Genomic DNA, 16,993 nt, shown 5'->3' on the forward strand with positions numbered 1-16,993 from the left:
CACGGTCACCGCCGTGCCCGCAGGACGAAGGCCAGCCGCAGCAACGCCGCGCCGATCGTGATGGCACCGAGGCCGAAGAGGGCCGCGATCCACGACACCTCCCCGGCCATCACCGTCACGAGCGCGAACATCACCCCCAGGAAGACGAACAGGCTCCCGATCTGAGCGGCGACGAACCAGCCGGGCTCCTTGGGGCGAAGATTCAAAGCGGGCGCGCCGCCCGACTGCACGAGCCCCGCAATCCCGGCGAGAAGGCTCAGGGCGATGCGCTTGATGTCGGGCATGGTCACCGCAGATCCGCAATCTCCCACGATAAGCGATAGGTTCATCGCCGCGTCCACCATTCGATGGAAGCCGGCGACGCCCTCCTTACCTAAGGTTATGGCCGGAGGCCGTTCGGGTCGGGAGACCGCCCGGTCGATCGGGGCGGGAGCGCCCCTCTCCGACACGCGGGCAGCACCAGGAGCCGTTCGAGCCATGCCCAGGCGCCACCGCCCGCGTCGCTGAATGAGCGCCCCTTCATCGAAGCCCGCCGGCTCGAACGCCGTCCGGACGCCATGGCTGCGTGGAGCGGCCGTGTCGGTCATTCTCTTCATCGGCCTCTGCGAGATGCTCGCCACGACGCCTTGGCTGGACGTGAGCCGAGCGCCCGGCTGGCTGAGCACCACGCTCGTGCTCGTGGGCTTCCTGGCCTTCCTCGTGCTGGTCGGCTTCACCAGCTTGGTCGGAAACGCCGCCGTCGGCCTGCTTGTCCTCGTCCTGCTCTGGCGCGCCTGGGGATGGCCGTTCTGGTGTGCCGCCCTGATCGCCCTGCCCTACTGGATCGTCTTCTACCGCATCATCCCGAAACCGTGGTGAGCGGGGTCCCGCCCCGCTCTCGGCAGGCTCAACCCGCCTGCCCCCTGAGATAATCCAGCATGGTGCCGGCATCCGAGACCGTGAGGCCGACCCCGGGCGGGTCGTCCCGGAAGCCGGGCTCGACGAACATCCGCCGGATCGTGCCGTCCTCGACATGCATCGCGTAGCGCCAGCTGCGCATCCCCATGCCCTGCCGGCCGCGCTTGACCAGCATGCCCATCTGGCGCGTGAAGTCGCCGTTGCCGTCCGGCAGCATGAACACCTTCGTGATGTCCTTGGCGCGGGCCCACTGGTGCATCACGAAGGCGTCGTTCACCGACAGGCAGACGACCTGATCGATGCCGAGCGCCGCGAACGCGTCGGCCTGCTGCTCGTAGCCCGGCAGATGGTCGTCCGAGCAGGCGGGCGTGAAGGCGCCGGGCACCGCGAACAGCACGATGTTCCGGCCGCCGAAGATCTCGGCCGAGGCGACATCCTTCCACTCGAACGGGTTGGGTCCGCCGAGCGACTCGTTCCTGACGCGGGTGTGGAAGATCACGTCCGGGACGGTGGCTGGCGGCATGGCGGCGACCCTCGTGGACAGCGGCGCGGTGCCGCGAGGGCAAGCCTAAGAGCATTTCCCGGCGAAGGGGAGACCGGTTCGCCGCGGACGATGTTTGGAATCAAGGGCCTGGAGCGCGGACCTACATTGCGGCGCGGGGCACGATCGGTGGACAAGGCCCTGCTGAACGCTGGACTTGCCGCTCGCCCCCTTTCCCGGACGAGTGCAGCGAAGCGGAAGGAGATCCGGGATCCAGAAAATGATGTGCCGCGAAGCGGCTCTGCATTGAAACTGTTGCAGACAAATAGTCGCTTCGCGACATCTTGCGCTGGATTCCAGATCTTCTTCCACTTCGTTCCAGTCGTCCGGGAAAGGGGCGAGAGTGAGCCAGCTGAATTATGCGAGATCGGGCGGCACATGGGCGCCGCCCGCTCGGTGGTCGACTCGGATACGCCCTGCGCGTCAGCCGCGCTGCGAGATCGACACGTACTCGCGCTTCGGCGGGCCGACGTAGAGCTGGCGCGGGCGGCCGATCTTCTGCGAGGGATCCTCGATCATCTCGGCCCACTGCCCGATCCAGCCCACCGTGCGGGCGAGCGCGAACAGCACCGTGAACATCGAGGTCGGGAAGCCCATCGCCTTGAGGGTGATGCCCGAGTAGAAATCGATGTTCGGATAGAGCTTCTTCTCGACGAAGTACTCGTCCTTGAGCGCGATCTGCTCCAGCTCCACCGCCACGTCGAGCAGCGGATCGTCCTTGATGCCGAGTTCGGCCAGCACCTCGTGGGTGGTCTTGGCCATGATGCGGGCGCGCGGGTCGTAGTTCTTGTAGACCCGGTGGCCGAAGCCCATCAGGCGGAACGGGTCGTCCTTGTCCTTGGCCTTGGCGATGTACTCGGGGATGCGCTCGGGCCGGCCGATCTCCTCCAGCATCTTCAGCGCCGCCTCGTTGGCGCCGCCATGGGCCGGCCCCCACAGGCAGGCGATGCCGGCCGCGATGCAGGCGAACGGGTTGGCGCCCGAGGAGCCCGCCAGTCGCACCGTCGAGGTCGAGGCGTTCTGCTCGTGGTCGGCGTGCAGGATGAAGATGCGATCGAGCGCGCGCGCCATCACCGGGTTGGCGTGGTACTCCTCGCACGGCACCGCGAAGCACATCCGCAGGAAGTTCGACGTGTAGTCGAGATCGTTCTTGGGATACACGAAGGGCTGGCCGATGGAGTACTTGTAGGCCATCGCCGCCAGCGTCGGCATCTTGGCGATCATGCGCATGGAGGCGATCATGCGCTGCTTCTCGTCGGTGATGTCCGTCGAGTCGTGGTAGAAGGCCGACAGCGCGCCGACGCAGGCCACCATGATGGCCATCGGGTGGGCGTCGCGGCGGAAGCCCTGGAAGAACCGGTTCATCTGGTCGTGCACCATCGTGTGGCGCGTGACCCGGTAGTCGAAATCCGCCTTCTGGGCAGCGGTCGGCAGCTCGCCGTAGAGCAGCAGGTAGCAGGTTTCCAGGAAGTCGCCGTGCTCCGCCAACTGCTCGATCGGGTAGCCGCGGTAGAGGAGGATGCCCTCGTCGCCGTCGATGTAGGTGATCTTGGATTCGCAGGCTGCCGTGGAGGTGAAGCCCGGATCGTAGGTGAACATGCCCGTCTGGGCATAGAGCTTGCCGATGTCGAGGACGCTCGGGCCGATCGTGCCGTCCTTCTGCGGCAGCTCGATCTGGCGACCGTTCACCGAGAGGGTGCTGTTGCTAAAGCTCATGGGGTTTCGGACCCTTTCATCAACGGAATGAGCGTCGGGACGGGCGCCGGCGGGGTCGGCGCGAACACGGTCGCGAGCCTGGCGGCGGGGGATTGCTGCAGGTGCTCACTCGCCGACCGGGTTAGCGGATCGACGCACCGGCATCAACCGGACCGCTCGAAACGGGTGACACAATTCAAGTTCTGTTCATATCCCTGTCCAACCACGCGGGACGCGGTTGGATCCAGCCGCGATTCGCAGGCGCCCGGCCGCGCCCCCTGACCCTAGCGGAGCGGCACGCCGCCGCTCCGCGCAGGTGCTTGGTCCTGCACCCTTTTGTGCCGCCGGGGCCGATGCCTCCAGCGCCACGCGCTCCAGGCGAAGCGTCCTAGCAGGATTCAGGCCGCCTTCGCCTGATCCCGCAGGCGTTCGAGGCTCTCCTCGCGCCCCAGCACCGCCATCACGTCGAACAGCGGCGGCGAGGTCGCCCGGCCGGTGAGGGCGGCGCGAAGCGGCTGGGCCACCTGCCCGAGCTTCACGCTCTCGGCCTCGGCGAACTGGCGCACGGCGTCCTCGGTGGAGGCGGCGCTCCAGTCGGTCAGGGCTTCGAGGCGCGGCAGGACGCCCGCCAGCCGGGCGCGGCCCCCGGTGGCGAGGAGGCCCGTCGCGCGCTCGTCGAGGGCGAGCGGGCGCGGCGCGTAGAGGTAGTAGGCGCTGTCGAGCAGTTCGATGAGGGTCTTGGCCCGCTCCTTGAGGCCCGGCATCGCCGCGAGCAGGCGCTGGCGCAGGGCCGGATCGAAGCGGGACGGCAGATTCCGCGCTGCCCCCTGCGTCGGCAGGATCGCCTCGATGGCCGCGACCAAGTCCGCGTCGGACGTCGTGCGGATGTAGTGGCCGTTCAGGTTCTCCAGCTTGGCGAAGTCGAAACGGGCCGGCGAGCGGCCGATCTGCTTCAGGTCGAAGGCCTGGATCATCTCCTCGGTGGAAAAGATCTCCTGGTCGCCGTGGCTCCAGCCGAGCCGCACGAGGTAGTTGCGCAAAGCCGCCGGCAGGTAGCCGAGGTCGCGGTAGGCATCGACCCCGAGCGCGCCGTGACGCTTCGACAGCTTCGCCCCGTCCGGCCCGTGGATGAGCGGGATGTGGGACATGCTCGGCACGCGCCAGCCCAGCGCATCGTAGATCTGGGTCTGGCGGGCGGCGTTGGTGAGGTGGTCGTCGCCGCGGATGACGTGGGTCACGCCCATGTCGTGGTCGTCCACCACCACGGCCAGCATGTAGGTGGGCGTGCCGTCCGAGCGCAGCAGCACGAGGTCGTCGAGGTCCTTATTCTGCCAGACGACCCGGCCCTGGACCTCGTCCTCCACCACGGTCTCGCCCTCGGTGCGCGCGCGCAGGCGGATCACCGGCTTGACGCCGGGGGGCGCCTCGCTGGCGTCGCGGTCGCGCCAGCGCCCGTCGTAGCGCAGCGGCCGGCCCTCGCGCCGGGCGGCCTCGCGCATCTCGGTGAGTTCCTCGGGGCTGGCGTAGCAGTGATAGGCGCGGCCCGCCGCGAGCAGACCCTCGGCGACTTCGCGGTGCCGCGCCGCGCGGGCGAACTGGTAGATCACCTCCCCGTCCCAATCGAGGCCGAGCCAGGACAGGCCGTCGAGGATCGCGTCGATGGCGCCCGGCGTCGAGCGCTCCCGGTCCGTGTCCTCGATGCGCAGCAGCATCCGCCCGCCGTTCTTGCGGGCGTAGAGCCAGTTGAACAGCGCCGTGCGGCCTCCGCCGATGTGGAGGAAGCCCGTGGGCGACGGGGCGAAACGCGTGACGACGGAGGACATCGGCGAGGCAGAACCACTCAGACGAGGATGGGGATGCGGACGGGTGGCGGACGGGTGGAATGCGCGGTCGACCCGTCGGCATCGCGTCCTGTAGCATGCGCGCGACCGGCCGTTAAGGAACGCACGGGCCCGGAATGGCGCGGGAACAGGCAGGCAGGGGGCTCGCTCTGCGCGGCCCGGCGACGCTGCCGGCGGGCCGGGCCTTGCCGCAGGATCTCGTCCGCGGGGCGGGCGCCCGCGTGCTGGCCTGCCTCGCCGAGGAAGCCGGGCAGCGCCGGCTGTTTCCCTGGCTCGCCGTCGCCTTCGGGGCCGGCATCCTGCTCTTCTTCGCGGCGGCCGACGGCCTGCCCGCCCTGTGGGCGCCGCTCGGCGCGGCCGGCGCCTGCGGCAGCGCGGCATTTTTCGCGCGCGCCCGGCCGGTGGCGCTCGCGCTCCTGCTGGGGCTCGCGGCGATCCTGCTCGGCTTCGCGGCGGCGGCGATCCGGGTCGAGCAGGTGGCCGCTCCGGTGCTCCCCCGCACCACCATCGCGCCGCTCGCCGGCTTCATCGAATCGCTTGACGAGCGCGAGGAGGGCGCGCGCGTCGTGGTGCGGGTCCATCGCCTCGGCGAGATGCAGGCGGGCGAGCGGCCGGAGCGCGTGCGCGTCTCCTACCGCAAGGCCGACCGTCTGCGTCCGGGCGACTTCATCGAGGCCCGCGCCCGCCTCCTGCCGCCGCCGGAGGCCGCCCGCCCGGGCGGCTACGATTTCGCCCGCGACGCCTATTTCCGCGGCATCGGCGCGGTGGGGTCGCTGCTCGGGCCGGCGGCGGTGGTGGCCCCGCCCGTGCCCCCTCCCCTGGCCTTGCGCGTCTCGGCGGCGGTCGACGCGGCGCGCAACGCGCTGACCCGGCGCATCACCGACGCGAATGGCGGACAGGCCGGCGCGGTGGCGGCGGCGCTCGTCACCGGCAAGCGCGGGCTGATCGACGCCGACACCAACGAGACCCTGCGGGCGGCCGGCATCTACCACGTGGTGTCGATCTCGGGCCTGCACATGGTGCTGGCGGCCGGGGTGATCTTCTGGCTGGTGCGGGCGCTGCTCGCGCTCGGTCCCGGCCTCGCGCTCGGCTGGCCGATCAAGAAGATCGCCGCGATCCTCGCGATGATCGGCGTCACCGCCTACTGCGTTTTTTCGGGCTGGGACCTCGCGGCCGAGCGCTCGCTGGTGATGACGCTGGTGATGCTCGGCGCGATCCTGGTGGACCGCCCGGCGCTCAGCCTGCGCAACCTCGCGCTCGCTGCCCTGGTCGCCCTGGCGCGCGAGCCCGAGGGGCTGCTCGGCCCGAGCTTCCAGATGTCCTTCGCGGCGGTGGCCGGCCTCGTCGCCTGCGCGCGCTTGATCGACGGCGGCCTGCTGCGGCGGGAGGCGGCCGGCCCCCTCGGGCGCGCCCTCGCCTGGGCGGCCGCGGCGCTCCTCGGGACGCTGGCCACGACGCTCGTGGCGCAGGTCGCCACCGCGCCCTACGCCACCTACCATTTCCAGACCGTCCAGCCCTTCGGGCTCCTCGGCAACGCCCTCACCCTGCCGCTCGTCTCGGTGGCGGTGATGCCCGCGGCCGTGCTCGGCATCCTGGCCTATCCGTTCGCCCTCGACCGGCCGGTCTGGTGGGCGATGGGGCTCGCCGTGCGCGGCATGCTCGACATCGCGGGCTGGATCCGCGGCTTCGACCACGCGACCCTGGTGGTGCCGGCCTTCGGGCCCTGGGCGCTCGGGCTGCTCACGCTGGCGCTGCTCCTCCTCACGCTGCCGGCCTCGCGCCTGCGCTGGCTCGGCCTCGGGCCGGCCCTCGCGGGCGTCGCGCTCGCGGCCTCGCCCCCGCGCCACGACCTCTACGTCGACCGCGAGGGCACGGGCGCCGCCGTGCGGGGGGCGGACGGACGGCTCGCGACGCTCGGGCGCCCGCCGCCCTTCGTGCTGGAGCAGTGGCTGAAGGCGGACGGCGACGCGCGCGCCCGCACCGATCCGTCGCTCGCGCGCGGCGAGACCTGCGACCGCCTCGGCTGCGTGGCGACCGGGCCGCAGGGACGGCGCGTGGCGCTGGTGAAGGACAAGCGGGCCTTCGAGGCCGACTGCGCCCGGGCGGACGTGGTGATCGCGCGGGCCGCCGCACCGCCGGGCTGCGGGGCCGGGCTGGTGATCGACCGCGCCTTCCTGGCCGCGCACGGCGCCACGCTGGTGCGCTTCACGTCGGACGGCTACGCGCTCACCACCGCGCGCCGGCCCGGCGAGCGCCCCGTCTGGCGCCTGCCGCCCCCCGCAGCCCCGGCCGTGCCGGAGGCCGACGAGACGGAACTGGAGCCTTAGATCCCGGTCAACGGCGGCCCGGCCCGGCTCCGGACGCCGGCTCCCAGGCGGTGACGGGGTCGGGCACGACGCGCGCCGGCAGGTAGGTTTCCTCCAGGCTGCCATGGACCCCGCAGAACGGGGCGGTGGGTGCCGGGCTCGCGTTGCGCCGCTGGGCGAGCGTGAGCAGGCCCCCGTCCCGGCGTAGCACCAGCGTCCAGCCGTCGGCGCCGTCGTCCTCGTCCTCGTCCTCGGCCGTGTCCCAGGCGACCTCCATGACCTCCCCGGCCAAGCGCCCGACCCCGACGAACCCGCAGGTGTAGGATCCGCCGACCGGGTCGTCCGCCCGCGCCCGCACCGTGAAGCTGCCATCCGGGCGCGGCGCCACCACGATGTCGCCCGCCCCGGAGATCCACGCGCCGGCCCATCCCGCCCGCGGCCCGTCGAGGGCGTCGAACCATTGCCGCCCCGTCCGCAGGTAGACCGGCAGGCGCGCCTCCGGCCGCGCCAGCACCGCCTCTCGACCGGCGAGGAAACCGGCGTAGGCGCGCCGCAGATGGCGGGCGAGCGCAGGGTCGGCGCGGACGCGATCGAGGGCCGCCGCGCAGGCCTCGGCCAGCGCCGTGTCGAGCGGCCCGGGTGGGGCGGCCGCGCGTGGCGAGCCCTCGGACTCCACTGGGACGCAGGCAACGGGCCGGACCTCAGCGGCCGGCGCGCGCGCCGCCACGAGCGCCGCCAAGAGCATCGCGACGAGATGCTGGGGACGAGGGAACACGGATCGGTCCTCGGGTCTGGGCGGCCGCGCGCCGCTCGCACCCGTCCTGCCTATCCGTCGCGAATGGCAGCGTCATGCCGTGCGGGTTGCGCCGGATCGGGCGGACGCAACGGTTTCGTCACGGTCCGGACATCGACCCGCCCCGGACGACATCCCGGCGCAATGCGCAGGCCGCCGCCGACCTCGTGCGGCAACGTGCGTGTGCCAGACCTTCTGCGCGATGGTCCGCTCGGAGACCTCATCGCGTGACCGCCGAGGCGCCTCATGACCCGCACCGCGTTGACCGAGAGACGGAGGCGCCGGCTGGCGCCGCTCGTCGGCCTCGGCCTTCTGATGACCGGCTGGCCGGGCCTCGGCCTCGCCGGACCGGGCGGCGACGGGCTCGGCCCCATCGTCGCGCGGGCTGGGTCCGGCGGGGCCTGCTTCGAACGAGTCTACGACGCGGCGCATCTCGCCCGGCAGCGCGGCCAGACGATCGCCGCCATGACGGTCCTGCTGACCCCGGACCCCACCCCCGAGCCGGAGGTCCGGGCCTTTCACGTGCTGACCCGCATCACCCTGCGCAGCGCCGAGCCGCTCTACGGCCAGTCGACCTGCTGGTGGGAGGCCGGCGCGAATCTCGGCAACCGGCGCGAGCGGCTGGTCGCCTTCGTCCGGGACGACGACGCGACCCGCTGCATGGCGATGATCGAGCCCGACAACGCCGAGGAGGCGGGGGATTACCTCATCGCGCCCGACCCGGCGGGGCGGATTCTGATGGTTCAGAACGGTTTTTCGCAGATGCGCGCCGGCCCGGCCGGCGCCCGCGCGATGCGCGACGTCGCGTTCGGGGCGGCCGACGCCACCCTGAAGCTCCACCGCGTCGACCCGGCGCGCTGCACCGGCCTCGCGGCGGTGCTGGCGGAACCGGTGAGGGTGCAGAACCGCTGACGCGCCCTCACGCCTCGTCGCGCAGCACGCGCCGGATGATCTTGCCCGTCGTGGTGAGCGGCAACGCCTGCCGGAACGCGATCTCGCGCGGGTACTCGTGTGCCGAGAGACGCTGGCGCACGAAGTCCTGGATCTCGGCCGCGAGGCGGTCCGAGGCCGGAAAACCGGGCCGCAGCACCACGAACGCCTTGACGATCTCGGTGCGCAGCGGGTCGGGCTTGCCCACCGCCGCGGCGAGCGCCACCGCCGGGTGGCGCAGCAGGCAATCCTCGATCTCGCCGGGGCCGATCCGGTAGCCGGACGAGGTGATGACGTCGTCGTCGCGGCCCACGAAATGGACGTAGCCGTCCGCGTCCACGCGGCCCTGGTCGCCCGTGGTCATCCAGTCGCCCAGGAACTTCGCCGCGGTGGCAGCGGGATCCNCGCGGCCCACGAAATGGACGTAGCCGTCCGCGTCCACGCGGCCCTGGTCGCCCGTGGTCATCCAGTCGCCCAGGAACTTCGCCGCGGTGGCAGCGGGATCCTGCCAGTAGCCGAGGAACATCACCGGGTCGGGCCGCGCCACCGCGATCTGGCCGATCTCGCCGGGGGCGGCCGGCGTGCCGTCCGGGCGGATCACCGCCGCGCGGTGCCCCGGCACCGGCTTGCCGGTCGAGCCCGCCCGCGCGATCCCGAGCGCCGCGCAGGAGGCCAGGACGAGGTTGCACTCGGTCTGCCCGTAGGCCTCGTTGACGGTCAGGCGCAGCGCGTCCTGCGCCCAGGCGAAGGTCTCCGGCCCCAGCATCTCCCCCGCGGAGGCGAGCGTGCGCAGGGGGGAGAGGTCGAAGCGCTCGCGCGGGCGCTCCACGGTGCGCAGCATCCGGAGCGCGGTCGGCGGCACGAAGGCGTTGGCGACCCGCAGGTCGGCCATCAGCCGCAGCGCCTCCTCGGGATCGAATTTTTCGTATTTTCGCGCCACCACCGCCACGCCGTGATGCAGGCTCGGCAGCAGGGCGTTGAGCAGCCCCCCGGCCCAGGCCCAGTCGGCCGGCGTCCACATCCGGTCGCCGGGTTCGGGCATGAACTCGTGCATCATGGCGAAGCCCGGCAGGTGGCCGAGCAGCACCCGGTGCCCGTGCAGCGCGCCCTTGGGGGGTCCCGTCGTGCCGGAGGTGTAGATCATCATGGCCGGATCGTCGGCCGCCGTGTCGACGGGCACGAAGTCGGGCGAGGCGGCGTCGAGGAGCTGCTGGAAGCCGAGCGCCCCCTCCTCCGGCCCGTCGACCGAGACGCGCAGCGTCAGGTCGGGCAGTGCGTCGCGCAGGGTGACGAGCTTCGCGAGCCCGCCCGCATGCGTGACGACGGCCCGGGCGCCGGCATGGGCCAGCCGGTGCTGGAGCGCGTCCGGCCCGAAGACCACCGCGAGCGGCAGCGCCACCGCGCCGAGCTTGTAGACGGCGAGGTGCGCGACCACCACGGCGGGGGATTGCGGCAGCAGCACCGCGACGCGGTCGCCCCGCCGCACCCCGTGCGCCCGCAGTGCGTTGGCGAAGCGGTTCGAGGCCGCGCGCAGGGCCGCGAAACTCCATGTCTCGACCCGGCCATCCGCCGCAACATCGAAAAGGGCCGGACGGTCGGGATCGGCCGCGGCCCAGCGGTCGCAGACATCGACCGCGATGTTGTAGCGCGCCGGGATCCGCCAGCGAAAATCGGCGACGAGGCGATCGTACTCGGGAATGGTCACGCCTCGCGCGGCGGGAAACCGCCCTCGTGGCTGAAATCGGTGATCGGACGGCGGCCGTTCGGGGTCTCGCGGGCGCGCTGCTCCTCGGTCAGCGTCGCCGGATCGGCCCGGCGCCCGACCGCGAAGGCGGCCTCGACCCGGTGATGGGGCGGCAGGTTGAGGACGTCCGGCGCGCGCTCCCTGTCGAAGCCGACCATGCCGTGGGCGTGCCAGCCCATCCTGATCGCCTGGAGCTGAAATAGGGCCGAGGCGGTGCCGGTGTCGAAGGAGGCGCTCGCCGAGGGCTTCAGGCCGTCCTTGGTGTTCATCATCCCGTTCGAGACCAGGAAGAGCAGGGCGGCCGTGTCCTTCACCCATTTCTGGTTGCCGGGCACCAGCAGGCCGAACAGCCTGTCCCAGTGCGGCGTGTCGCGCCGGGCCCAGATGAAGCGCCAGGGCTGCGAGTTGTAGGAGGAGGGCGCCCAGCGCGCCGCCTCGATCATCGTGAACAGATCGGCCTCGCTGATCGCCTCCCCGGTGAAGGCGCGCGGCGACCAGCGCTCGAGGAAGAGCGGGTCGATCGGGTAGTCGGGGCTTCGCGCAAAGCTTGACGTCACGGCAGGTCTCCGGAACGGACCCGCTCTCCTGCCAGCCCGCGCCGCCGATGTCACGCCCGTCGTCAGAGGGGCACCCCCTCGTCAGAGGGGCAGAATACTGTCGCTCTTCACCTCTTCCATCACCGCATAGGTGCGCGTCTCGGTGACGCCGGGCAGCGAGAGCAGCACCTCGCCGAGGAAGCGCCGGTAGGCCGGCATGTCGGCGACGCGGGTCTTCACCAGGTAGTCGAACCCGCCCGCCACCATGTGGCATTCCAGCACCTCCGGCGCCCGGCGCACCGCCGCCGCGAAGCGCTCGAAGATGTCGGGCGTGGTCTTGTCGAGGGAGACCTCCACGAAGACGAGCAGGCCGAGGCCGAGCCGGTGCGGGTCGAGCCGCGCGCCGAACCCCGCGATGACGCCCTCCTTCTGCAGGCGGCGCAGGCGCTCGCCCGTGGCGGTGGGCGAGAGGCCGACCCGCTCGGCGAGATCCACGGTGGAGATGCGTCCCTCGCGCTGCAGCACGCCGAGGATGCTGCGGTCGAGGCGGTCGGGCTGGTCCGTCATGTTCGCGGTAAAAATCCGGTTTCACCGCCAATCCGGCGGCTGTGCCATCAATATTGCCATCGAACGGCGGCGTCACTCCGGATAGGCTGTGGATCGAACCGAACCCCAGAGTCGATCCCGATGCCCGCCCCGCTCCCCCGCTTCTCCGCCCCCTACGCCCCCGACGATGCCGACCTCGCCCGCCGCTTCCTGTCCGGTGCCGCCCTTGGCCCGGAGCGGGAGGCCCGGGTGGATGCCCTCGCCCGCGATCTCGTCACGGCGATCCGGGCGGAGAACGGCCGCATCGGCGGCGTCGAGGCGCTGCTGCGGGAATATTCGCTCTCGACCAAGGAGGGGCTCGCCCTGATGGTCCTGGCCGAGGCCCTGCTGCGGGTGCCGGACGCGGCCACCGCCGACCGGCTGATCGAGGACAAGCTGCGCGGCGGCGGGTTCGAGCAGCACGCCACGCGCTCGGACGCCCTCTTGGTCCACGCCTCCGCCTGGGCGCTCGGGCTGTCGGCCCGCATCGTCGATCCGGGCGAGACGCCGGAGGGCGTGCTGCACAGCCTCGCCCGGCGCCTCGGCCAGCCGGCGGTGCGGCAGGCGGCGCGCCAGGCCATGCGGGTGATGGGCAACCACTTCGTGCTCGGCGAGACGATCGCGGCGGCGCTCCGGCGGGCGGGCAGCGGCCAGGGCCGGCTCTTCCGCTACTCGTTCGACATGCTCGGCGAGGGCGCCCGCACCGCCGAGGATGCCCGCGCCTACGCGCAGGCCTATGCGGGGGCGATCGAGGCGATCGGCCGGGCGGCCGGCAACGCCGCCCTGCCGGACCGGCCCGGCATCTCGGTGAAGCTCTCGGCGCTGTATCCCCGCTACGAGGCGATGAGCGCCGGGCGGGTGATGGCCGAACTCGTGCCCGTGCTCCTCGGGCTGGCGCAGGACGCGCGCCGCCACGACCTGAACTTCACCATCGATGCCGAGGAGGCCGACCGGCTCGAACTCTCGCTGGACGTGATCGCGGCGGTGCTGGCCGATCCCTCGCTCGCCGGCTGGGACGGGTTCGGCCTCGCGGTACAGGCCTACCAGAAGCGCTGTCTCGCCGTGATCGATCACGTGGCGGAGCTCGCCCGGCGCCTCGACCGCCGCCTGATGGTGCGCCTCGTCAAGGGCGCCTACTGGGACACGGAGGTGAAGCGCGCCCAGGAGCGGGGGCTCGCCGATTTCCCGGTCTTCACCCGCAAGAGCATGACCGACCTGAGCTACGTGGCGGCGGCCGAGCGGCTGCTGGCGCACCGTCCCCTGCTCTTCCCGCAATTCGCCACCCACAACGCGCTCACGGTGGCGAGCATCGTCGAGCGGGCGGGTCCGGACGAGGGTTCCTACGAGTTCCAGCGCCTGCACGGGATGGGGGACGCGCTCTACGAGCGGCTGCTCGCCGCGGTGCCGGGCACCGCCTGCCGCACCTACGCGCCGGTCGGCGGCCACCGCGATCTCCTCGCCTACCTCGTGCGGCGCCTGCTGGAAAACGGCGCCAACTCCTCCTTCGTCTCGCAGGCGGCCGACCCCGCCGTGCCGGTCGAGACCCTGCTGCGGCGCCCGGCCGAGGCCGTGGGCACGCCGGACCGGGCGCGCCACCCGACGCTGCGCCGCCCGCGCGACCTCTTTTCGCCCGAGCGCGTGAACTCGGCCGGGATCGAGTTCGGCGAGGGCACCGCGCTGGAGCGCCTGCTGGCCGAGGTGAGCGGGGCGGCGGGCCGGGCCGAGGCCGCGCCCCTGATCGACGGGACCCCGCAGGCGGGCGCGGCGCGCACCCTCGCGAGCCCGATCGATGCCGGGCTCACTGTCGGCACCGTTGCGGAAGCGTCGCCCGAGACCGCGGATCGCGCCGTCGCGGCGGCCGTCCAAGGCTTCCGCGCCTGGAGCCGCACGCCCGCCGCGCAGCGGGCCGCGGCCCTGGACCGGGCGGCAGACGCCATGGAGGCCGCCCGCGGGCGCCTGATCCACCTCCTGCAGGTCGAGGGCGGCAAGACGCTGGACGACGCGCAGGCCGAGCTGCGCGAGGCGGTCGATTTCTGCCGCTACTACGCGGCGGAGGGGCGCCGGCTGTTCGGGGCTGATCTCGCCCTGCCGGGGCCGAGCGGCGAGAGCAACCGCCTCGGGCTTCGCGGGCGCGGCGTGTTCGTGGCGATCTCGCCCTGGAATTTTCCGCTCGCGATCTTCGTCGGGCAGGTCGCGGCCGCGCTGATGGCCGGCAACGCGGTGGTGGCCAAGCCCGCCGAGCAGACGCCGCTGATCGCCGCCGAGGCGGTGCGCCAGCTGCACCGGGCCGGCATCCCGCCGGCCGCGCTCCAGTTCGTGCCGGGCGACGGTGCGGTCGGCGCGCGGCTCGTGGCCCATCCGCGGATCGCCGGGGTCGCCTTCACGGGCTCGACCGAGGTGGCCCGCGCCATCAACCGGGCGCTCGCCGCCAAGGACGGGCCGATCGTGCCGCTGGTGGCCGAGACCGGCGGCATCAACGCCATGCTGGTCGACGCGACCGCGCTGCCCGAGCAGGTGGCCGACGACGTCGTGACCTCCGCCTTCCGCTCGGCGGGCCAGCGCTGCTCGGCCCTGCGTCTCCTCCTCGTGCAGGACGACGTGGCCGACCGCATGATCCGGATGATCGCGGGCGCCGCGCGCGAGCTGCGCCTCGGCGACCCGCGCGACCCCGCGGTGCAGATCGGGCCGGTGATCGACCGGGAGGCGAAGGCCCGCCTCGACGCGCACGCGGCCGCGATGGGCCGCACGGCCCGCGCGCACCTCGTCGGCGAGGCGCCCGCGCAGGGCAGCTTCGTCGCCCCCCAGATCTACGAGATCGCCGGACCGGAGGCCCTGCGCGAGGAGGTCTTCGGCCCGATCCTGCACGTCGCCCGCTACGCCGCCGCCGACCTCGACCGGGTGCTCGACGCGATCGAGGCCACGGGCTACGGCCTGACGCTCGGCGTCCATTCGCGCATCGACACCACGGTGGCGCGGGTGACGGACCGCCTCTCCACCGGCAACGTCTACGTCAACCGCAACATGATCGGCGCAGTGGTGGGCGTGCAGCCCTTCGGCGGCAACGGCCTGTCCGGCACCGGCCCGAAGGCCGGCGGACCCCACTACCTGCCGCGCTTCGCCACCGAGCAGACCGTGACGGTCAACACGGCGGCGGCTGGCGGCGACGCGGCGCTGCTGGCGCTGGAGGGGTGAGCGCGCCCGCTCACCGCGCCACCCCGCCGAGGGAGGCCGGCTGGCCGGGCAGGACCAGAGGCGCCCCGGTGTCGACCAGCCGGTCGCCGTCGAGCCGGTAGGTCTGGAGCGTCCGGTCGGCGTAGTTGCCGACATAGACGTGGCTGCCGTCCGGGCTGAACGCGACGCCCTCCGGGACCGCGCCGTTCGGCGCCCGGTCGCGCACGCTCACGCGGCCGTCGGGCGCGATGCCAAGCAGCACCGTGGTGCCGCCCGGCGTGAAGCTCGGGGCGGCGTGCGGCGCGGCCGAGCCGCCGACCACCACCACGACCGCGTGCCGCCCGTCCGGGGTCACCGCGACCGTCTCCGGCGTGTCGCCGATGCCGAGGTGATCGACGGCGCGCGGCCGGTCGCCGTCGAGGCGGATCACGCTCGCGGTGTCGGCGTGGCCGTCGCTCGCCGCCGCCCCGGTATTGGCGGTGAGCAGGAGCCGGCCGTCGGGCGTCGCGGCGACCGCGTAGATGCCGGCGTCGGCCGGCACGTCGAGGGCCGGGTCGTAGGTCACGCGCTCGCCTTCCACCGCCAGCACCCCGACCGTGCCGGCCTTGGGCTTGGCGACGAAGGCCCTCCGCCCGTCCGGCGCGAAGGCGACCGCCGCGGCCTCGCCGTCCACGCCCACCTCTCCCACCACCTGCACGCCCGGATCGGCGATCCGCAGCACCGACACGCTGCGCCCGGCCCGGTTCGCTACCAGCGCGAGCGTGCCCGCGCGGTTGATCGCGAGGCCCGAGGGCTGGCGCCCGACCCGCACGGTCGCGAGGTGCCGAGGCGGGCTCGCGGCGAGGTCGATCAGGTGGAGCCGGTCGTCGGGCTCGGCCCACCAGTTCTCGCCGTCCCGGCGCATGGTCACGGCGCTGGCGACGAGGCCGAGCCGGCCGTCGGGCGTGATGCCGAGGTTGCTCGGCGGACCGTAGACAGAATTCGAGAGCGCCAGGACGTGGGCGACGCGCGGCCGGGCCGGGTCGGACACGTCGAGGATCGCCACCGCGTCCGCCCCGTCCGGACCGTTGCGGGAGCCCTCCGGCGCGAAGACGGTCTTGCCGTCGAGGCCGACGAGGATGTGCTGCGGCCCCGCCGCCGCCGCGAGGGGCCACAGGAGGGCGAGGCACCGCAATCCGATCCACCGCATGTCCGCCCCCCGATTGACGATCCGTCAACCCTAACCCGCGTGTCCGGGATCACACACCCCTGCGCAACTGCCGCGCTCCGCCCCCGCATCCCGGAAATTGCCGCAAACCGAGCCCACCCCTGAGGGCATCCGCCGCGACCGAACCCGGACGCGTCGTCATCATCCCGCGCCTCAGGCGCGGTCCTCCCCCCTTCGCGGTTCCTTAAGGGACCGCCGGCATCCTGCACGGACATCTTCGGGAGATCCTGCGTGCGCGCTCTGATGTCTTTTGGCCTCACCCGCGTCGGCGCCTGCGCGGCGCTCGCCGCCACCCTGGCCGCGGCGGTGCCGCAGGCGGCGACCGCCCGCGACGGCACCGGCGCCGCCCTGCTCGGCGGCGCGGCGGCCGGCGTGCTGGGCGGCCTCGCCGCCGGCGCCATCATCAACGGCGCCCCGCCGGCCCCGCCGCCGCCGGTCTACGTGTCGCCGCCGCCGCGCCGGGTCTACGTGGAAGAACCCACCGAGACGGTGATCGTGCGCCGCCGCGGCCCGGTCTGCCACTTCGAGCGCCGCAAGGTGTGGCTGGACGACGAGTCCTTCACCTATCGCCGCGTCGAGGTCTGCGAGTAGGATTTTCTTCGCACGGACGACCGGACAGGGGCGCCCTCGGGCGCCCTTTGTCATGTCATACCAAATCCCGCTTGATCCCTTCGGGATGGCGGATTTGGGCTTCGCTCAATCGCCGCGCGGGCTTACTGATACAGTCTTCGCTTTGATCAAGCGGAG

General features: G+C 72.8%; 14 protein-coding genes. 5 read left to right on the plus strand and 9 right to left on the minus strand.

Annotation, left to right across the window (positions count from 1 at the left end):
• Positions 1 to 5 precede the first annotated feature (5 nt).
• On the minus strand, positions 6 to 587 hold the full coding sequence (locus ACKUB9_RS14920; RefSeq protein ID WP_407524316.1) for a hypothetical protein: 582 nt from the start codon (positions 585 to 587) through the stop codon (positions 6 to 8).
• Here ACKUB9_RS14920 and ACKUB9_RS14925 point away from each other — a divergent pair.
• Positions 577 to 858, plus strand: a complete 282-nt coding sequence (locus ACKUB9_RS14925) for a hypothetical protein (protein WP_407524318.1) — start codon at positions 577 to 579, stop codon at positions 856 to 858. The two genes, ACKUB9_RS14920 and ACKUB9_RS14925, sit on opposite strands and share 11 nt — an antisense overlap.
• 28 nt (positions 859 to 886) lie before the next feature.
• On the opposite strand, the gene ACKUB9_RS14930 is transcribed toward ACKUB9_RS14925, so the two are convergent.
• The 3 genes from ACKUB9_RS14930 to gltX form a co-directional block, all read right to left on the minus strand.
• Positions 887 to 1,420, minus strand: coding sequence for a peroxiredoxin (locus ACKUB9_RS14930; RefSeq protein WP_407524320.1), 534 nt, complete (start codon positions 1,418 to 1,420; stop codon positions 887 to 889).
• Positions 1,421 to 1,861: 441 nt separating this feature from the next.
• Positions 1,862 to 3,154: a citrate synthase gene (gene gltA / locus ACKUB9_RS14935; RefSeq protein WP_407524322.1), complete on the minus strand. Its 1,293-nt coding sequence runs from the start codon at positions 3,152 to 3,154 to the stop codon at positions 1,862 to 1,864.
• A gap of 377 nt (positions 3,155 to 3,531) precedes the next feature.
• Positions 3,532 to 4,956 carry a glutamate--tRNA ligase gene (gene gltX / locus ACKUB9_RS14940; RefSeq protein ID WP_407524324.1) on the minus strand — a complete coding sequence of 475 codons (1,425 nt, stop codon included), beginning with the start codon at positions 4,954 to 4,956 and terminating at the stop codon, positions 3,532 to 3,534.
• Positions 4,957 to 5,090: 134 nt separating this feature from the next.
• Here gltX and ACKUB9_RS14945 point away from each other — a divergent pair, with 134 nt between their 5' ends.
• Entirely contained in the window at positions 5,091 to 7,301 is a 2,211-nt protein-coding gene (locus tag ACKUB9_RS14945; RefSeq protein WP_407524326.1) for a ComEC/Rec2 family competence protein, read from the plus strand.
• Between the two features lie 7 nt (positions 7,302 to 7,308).
• On the opposite strand, the gene ACKUB9_RS14950 is transcribed toward ACKUB9_RS14945, so the two are convergent.
• Positions 7,309 to 8,055: a hypothetical protein gene (locus tag ACKUB9_RS14950; protein WP_407524328.1), complete on the minus strand. Its 747-nt coding sequence runs from the start codon at positions 8,053 to 8,055 to the stop codon at positions 7,309 to 7,311.
• A 264-nt stretch (positions 8,056 to 8,319) separates the two neighbouring features.
• Here ACKUB9_RS14950 and ACKUB9_RS14955 point away from each other — a divergent pair, with 264 nt between their 5' ends.
• Positions 8,320 to 8,985, plus strand: a complete 666-nt coding sequence (locus tag ACKUB9_RS14955; RefSeq protein WP_407524330.1) for a hypothetical protein — start codon at positions 8,320 to 8,322, stop codon at positions 8,983 to 8,985.
• A gap of 7 nt (positions 8,986 to 8,992) precedes the next feature.
• On the opposite strand, the gene ACKUB9_RS14960 is transcribed toward ACKUB9_RS14955, so the two are convergent.
• The 3 genes from ACKUB9_RS14960 to ACKUB9_RS14970 form a co-directional block, all read right to left on the minus strand.
• Entirely contained in the window at positions 8,993 to 10,702 is a 1,710-nt protein-coding gene (locus ACKUB9_RS14960; protein ID WP_410825835.1) for an AMP-binding protein, read from the minus strand.
• 2 nt (positions 10,703 to 10,704) lie between these two features.
• Positions 10,705 to 11,304 (minus strand): nitroreductase family protein, encoded by a 600-nt coding sequence (locus ACKUB9_RS14965; protein WP_407524332.1) that lies wholly within the window; start codon positions 11,302 to 11,304, stop codon positions 10,705 to 10,707.
• Positions 11,305 to 11,385: 81 nt separating this feature from the next.
• The gene (locus tag ACKUB9_RS14970) at positions 11,386 to 11,850 is read right to left on the minus strand and encodes an Lrp/AsnC ligand binding domain-containing protein (protein ID WP_407524334.1); all 465 of its coding nucleotides are present in this window, start codon (positions 11,848 to 11,850) and stop codon (positions 11,386 to 11,388) included.
• A gap of 120 nt (positions 11,851 to 11,970) precedes the next feature.
• On the opposite strand from ACKUB9_RS14970, the gene putA reads away from it, so the two are divergent.
• Positions 11,971 to 15,060 (plus strand): bifunctional proline dehydrogenase/L-glutamate gamma-semialdehyde dehydrogenase PutA, encoded by a 3,090-nt coding sequence (gene putA, locus ACKUB9_RS14975; RefSeq protein ID WP_407524336.1) that lies wholly within the window; start codon positions 11,971 to 11,973, stop codon positions 15,058 to 15,060.
• 10 nt (positions 15,061 to 15,070) lie between these two features.
• On the opposite strand, the gene ACKUB9_RS14980 is transcribed toward putA, so the two are convergent.
• Positions 15,071 to 16,228, minus strand: a complete 1,158-nt coding sequence (locus tag ACKUB9_RS14980) for a YncE family protein (RefSeq protein WP_407524338.1) — start codon at positions 16,226 to 16,228, stop codon at positions 15,071 to 15,073.
• A gap of 249 nt (positions 16,229 to 16,477) precedes the next feature.
• Between ACKUB9_RS14980 and ACKUB9_RS14985 the strand changes: the two genes are divergently transcribed.
• A complete protein-coding gene (locus ACKUB9_RS14985; RefSeq protein ID WP_407524340.1) occupies positions 16,478 to 16,837 on the plus strand; it encodes a hypothetical protein in 360 nt (119 codons plus the stop codon).
• Positions 16,838 to 16,993: the final 156 nt, after the last annotated feature.

It is taken from the genome of Methylobacterium oryzisoli (assembly GCF_046557895.1).
Taxonomy (GTDB): Bacteria; Pseudomonadota; Alphaproteobacteria; order Rhizobiales; family Beijerinckiaceae; genus Methylobacterium; species Methylobacterium oryzisoli.

Bases quoted from the DNA above. Each gene is read 5' to 3' on its own strand.
- ACKUB9_RS14945 (WP_407524326.1), top strand. From the start codon at position 5,091: ATGGCGCGGGAACAGGCAGGCAGGGGGCTCGCTCTGCGCGGCCCGGCG.
- gltX (WP_407524324.1), bottom strand. From the start codon at position 4,956: ATGTCCTCCGTCGTCACGCGTTTCGCCCCGTCGCCCACGGGCTTCCTC.
- ACKUB9_RS14955 (WP_407524330.1), top strand. From the start codon at position 8,320: ATGACCCGCACCGCGTTGACCGAGAGACGGAGGCGCCGGCTGGCGCCG.
- ACKUB9_RS14970 (WP_407524334.1), bottom strand. From the start codon at position 11,850: ATGACGGACCAGCCCGACCGCCTCGACCGCAGCATCCTCGGCGTGCTG.
- gltA (WP_407524322.1), bottom strand. From the start codon at position 3,154: ATGAGCTTTAGCAACAGCACCCTCTCGGTGAACGGTCGCCAGATCGAG.
- ACKUB9_RS14980 (WP_407524338.1), bottom strand. From the start codon at position 16,228: ATGCGGTGGATCGGATTGCGGTGCCTCGCCCTCCTGTGGCCCCTCGCG.
- ACKUB9_RS14930 (WP_407524320.1), bottom strand. From the start codon at position 1,420: ATGCCGCCAGCCACCGTCCCGGACGTGATCTTCCACACCCGCGTCAGG.
- ACKUB9_RS14920 (WP_407524316.1), bottom strand. From the start codon at position 587: ATGACCGACACGGCCGCTCCACGCAGCCATGGCGTCCGGACGGCGTTC.
- putA (WP_407524336.1), top strand. From the start codon at position 11,971: ATGCCCGCCCCGCTCCCCCGCTTCTCCGCCCCCTACGCCCCCGACGAT.